Genomic DNA, 4377 nt, shown 5'->3' with positions numbered 1-4377 from the left:
TCTTCCAATTGCGACTTAACATTAGTTTCTACACCTTCTATTTTCTTTTTATTAGCTTCTATTTGAACTGCTAAATTACCAGCTACATCTCCGCTTAATTGTCCTTTTACTGTTTCAAACCATATTTTAAATTCTTCTTCAAATCCTAGCTCTTTTTCTTCTAGTTTTGTAGCATATTGATTAAATAGTGTAGTTACATCTATTTGCTCTACTGTTCCATGCACAATACCACAATAATTTTTATTTTGTCTTAAGTCTGTTATGTTAGCTTGTGTTATGCTTATTGTTCCTTTATCTACCTTTACATCTGCTAATGCTAACTCATATGCATCTGCATCTCTTTGCAAAGTCGGTGCTACTGGTGTACTAGAAAATGTACCTTTCTTTATATATGCATGTATTTTTCTTTCAGAATTATCAAACCTCAAAACAACTCTATCTATTCTATTTAATACACCATCTGCATTTACTATAGCAACTATATAATCATCTGTATTAATATAAATAGCTCCATTAATCCATGCTTTACCTTGTTTAATTGTAATTGTCATATTGCTATTAGCAATGACTTGTAAATTAGTTGATGGATTAGGAAATACACCATTACCAATAAAACTTGCAAAGAATTCTCTAAAATCTTCTGCCTTATACCTCCTATCTCCATTTACACTATTAAATACAAAGCTTTTTTCCATTATTTCACCATCCTTTTTATTTTACTTATTAAAGTAGGTATACTTTTCCCAAATGTTACTTTTAATTGCAATCCTGTGGAGCTATAGTATTCCTCAACTTCTACTATTCTAGGATGCATTGTTACACCTATTTTTTTATCTTGTACTGTTACTATATCTCCTAGGTCATAATCCTTTTCATAATAAAAAGTCTTGAATGGATTAATTTCCAATTCAAAACTTTTAAGTTCTTCTAAATCCTTTAATTGTACAATGCCTTCTTTTTTTAATTCCTCTGGATCAGTTATTGTTGAGCTTATAAAAGTTTCAATTCTTTCAAAACCTTCTACATAACCAACACTTAAAACTAACTTTTCACTATCTTCTTTTGTTCCTACATATCCAACATTTTTACTATTAATTATACTTTCTGTATAGTGTCTAGTTTTTATATTATTAAAATCTGCTCTAAATATTACTGGTGGATTTACATTTTGATTAACTGATAAATCTTTTCCAGCTATAACATCAAAGATATATTTTTTATTTTTATGGTCTAAATATATATTCCAACCTAACTCAGCAAACTCTCCTATTTGCTGTACTTTATCAGCTAGGTTTTCATAACTACTTCGCCACTTATCTTTTATCCCTCTATTTTGGTTAACTGCTAATATTAATCCTGGTATCTTTCTTTTTATATCTAAAGGATTAATACAATTTTTATCTATAAAAAATTTAATTATTTCTTCTTGGCTACCTTCAAAGTTACTAAAACTTTCACCTATAGCTGGAATTATTAATCTCCTTGCAATAAGTCCTTGTAAACTAATTCCCTTAATAGACAATGTATCTGTTTCTTCCCCTAAATCTGTATATACAAATTCCCTATGTAGTATTATACAAACTTTATTGTAGTCTTTATCTATTAAGATAAGATTATTTTTAATTAATTTATCTACATGCAATTTATTAGCATTAATTCTTAATTCAAATTCTCCATATTTATAAAATCTTCTTACTAGGTTAAAACTTTCATAATTATCAATTTCAGCTAATAAATTAATATTTTTATCTAATATTCTTATGCTTTTCATTTCCTAAACTCCTAAATATAGTGGTGAATAATATATAGCCACCTCTAAATTATCTATGCCACTTTCTGCATCATATCTAAATAAATTATCTCCTATTTCCAATTGCAAAAATGTGCTATCTAAATCTAACCAATTAAAAACATTTTCTCTAGTACCATTATTTTTAATCATTTCTATTCTTTTATTTGCAAATTCAGTAGTAATTTCTAATACATCACCTGCTTTTAAAGTCCTATTGACCTTAATAAATTCTCTTGTATTAACATTAAAAAGACTAGGACTTGTTACTGTAGCTAATGCTTTAAATTGTATTCTCATTCCACATTCTACTGCTCCATAATTGTTAATATTAACTATAAGGTTACTAACCCTATGTCCCATTTCTATTCCTTCATCTGGTATTTCTAAAGGAAATTCAAAATCACCAACCCACAAAGCTACTTCTTCTTTTTTTTCATATTCTTCTGACCAAAATGGTAAAGGACATAAGAATTGTATTAAAAATTTTTGCATTAACCCAATATTATTTTGAAATGTAATGTCTTGTACTCTGCATACAATTTTTCTTGTAACTGAATTATTAGTATATATAAGTTCTCCATAATTTTTAGGATTAAATATAGAACTTATATACTCCCTCTTTTTATCTAAATCAATTTTATCTTGTCCTACTATTCCACCTGTTACTGGTAATAATTTTTCTTTTATATTTACACTATCAATTGTAATTCCATCTTGACCAGCAGAATGAGAAGTGCTTATATTAGCACCAGTATTTGCCGTATTTTCTACTGATTCCAAAATGAAAGGACGAGAATTACTTAAAATTAATTCTTGTCCTATATTGCTTCTATATACTAATTTTTGCAATTTCTCATCCTCCTTTTATATTGTAAATGCTAGGCTTCTAATAGTACTTTCTAACCCTACCCGTTGATTGCTATCTTTTACACTTATATTATAATTATTAGTTCTTTTATTATTATTAGTTATTGTTTTAGTGGATGAACTCCTACCTTGAACACTACTTTGTAAACTCATAGCTTCTTTTTTAGCTGCATTAATTTCTCTTGTTATACTATCAATTAAATCCTTAATTTCCTCTATTGCTGGTTTAAATCCTTCAACAAGTTTGTCTCCTAATGCTTGACCTGCTTTTTTATATTCGGCACTATAACTATGAAGCAATTCAATTATTTCCTTTTGGTTTTTATCCATAATTAATTTTTCTGCTTCTGCTTGAAGTGCTGCCTCTTTAGTCTTTTCATCATAGAATTTTTTAATCTCCTCTTGCCTTTTTATATATGTTTCTTTTTCTGTCTCATAGATAGAATTTATTCTGTCTAATTCCTCTTTCTTTTGTAATTCTAAAAATTCTTTTTTCTTAGCTGCATCTTCTTTTATGGTTATCATTTCTTGCTTTAAGTTTTCTTTTTTACCATCTAGAGCCTGTTTTTCAAGACGTTTTTTTCTATCAACTAAAGCTTTATCTAACTCCTTTTGAAGTTGAGCCTTATTATAATCATCATGCTCATACTTAATAGCTTCTTTAATTTTATTTATATTATTTAATTCTTCTCTGTCTTTTTCTTCTCTGTCTTGAATTTTTTCTTTTTCTTCAAGTGCTGCAATTTCTTTTTCTATTGCTTCAATTTGTGCATTAGCTGATTCTTCAATCTTTTTAATTTTAGTATCATAAAAAGAATTTACTTTAGTTACACTTTCATCTTTCCATTTTTCAAGTGCATCTAACTCTTTTTTTATTGCTTCTTCTTGTAATTTTTCTTGTTCTTTATATCTTTCTTTAAGTGCATCCATTATGTCCTTTTGAAATTTATTTATTTCATCTGCAATTTTCTTAGATGCTTCTTTAACTGAGCCAGCCATTTTTTCAAGTTCAATACGAGCCTTTTCAAATTCTCCTCTAGCTTTTACTGTTTCACTTGCTGTTGCTCCAAATGCATATGCAAGTTCTTCATATCTTTTACGTAAATCTTCTACTTTTTTAGATTGAATAACAACAATTGCTTCTTGATTTTCTAAATCTTTTATACAATCACCAGTGGAAATACTAAGTTGTTTTATTGCAGTATCATAAGTTGTCATTAAATCCTTAAATATATTTTCCTGTGTTTTTAAGGACTTTTTAATTTCTTTTTCTCTATTGTCTAATAATTTATTTCCATTCTTATAATACTCTTCTAATGCTCTTTTAGATTTTTCTAAGCTTTCTATTTTTGCTTTCTGTTGTTCTTTCGTTGTATCTAAAAATTCCTTTTTATATAAAAGTAATTCTGCAATTTCATTTGCATATTTCTTTTTAGCAGACTTATCTGTTGTGTTTCTGGACAAATTCCTTAAATATGCTATTTGAGAATCAACTTTATTTCTTTCTTCTTTTAACTCTATAGAATTTTCATTTTTAAGTATTCTAATTCTTTCTTCTAAAGAACTTTTTCTATTTTCATAATCCTCTTTTAAGCATTCTTTTGTATTCTCTACTTCTTCTTTATTTAATCTATTTACAAAATCTACGTACTTTTCATATTCACCTTTATTATTAGTTCCCCAGTTAAGCTGCTTGCTTGTTCTGTCCTTTATTTCTA

At 27.4% G+C, this 4377-nt stretch carries 3 protein-coding genes and 1 pseudogene; all 4 read right to left on the bottom strand.

Translation table 11 applies throughout. From position 1 onward, the window contains the following. Nucleotides 1–695 (bottom strand): annotated as a pseudogene (locus BN346_RS15800) (hypothetical protein); the annotation flags it as partial. Beyond that, a complete protein-coding gene (locus tag BN346_RS15795; protein WP_040329907.1) occupies nt 695–1771 on the bottom strand; it encodes a siphovirus ReqiPepy6 Gp37-like family protein in 1077 nt (358 codons plus the stop codon). The pseudogene BN346_RS15800 and the gene BN346_RS15795, both read right to left, overlap by 1 nt. 3 nt (nt 1772–1774) lie before the next feature. Beyond that, complete coding sequence (locus tag BN346_RS15790) at nt 1775–2641, bottom strand: phage tail family protein (protein WP_040329905.1); 867 nt, start codon at nt 2639–2641, stop codon at nt 1775–1777. A 15-nt stretch (nt 2642–2656) separates the two neighbouring features. Next, a partial coding sequence (locus tag BN346_RS15785) for a hypothetical protein (protein ID WP_040329904.1) occupies nt 2657–4377 on the bottom strand: 1721 nt, incomplete at its 5' end.

The organism is Clostridium ihumii AP5 (genome assembly GCF_000612845.1).
GTDB lineage: Bacteria > Bacillota > Clostridia > Clostridiales > Clostridiaceae > Clostridium_J > Clostridium_J ihumii.
The sequence above is the reverse complement of the archived record's forward strand: the minus strand, read 5'-3'. Positions and strand labels throughout refer to the sequence as shown.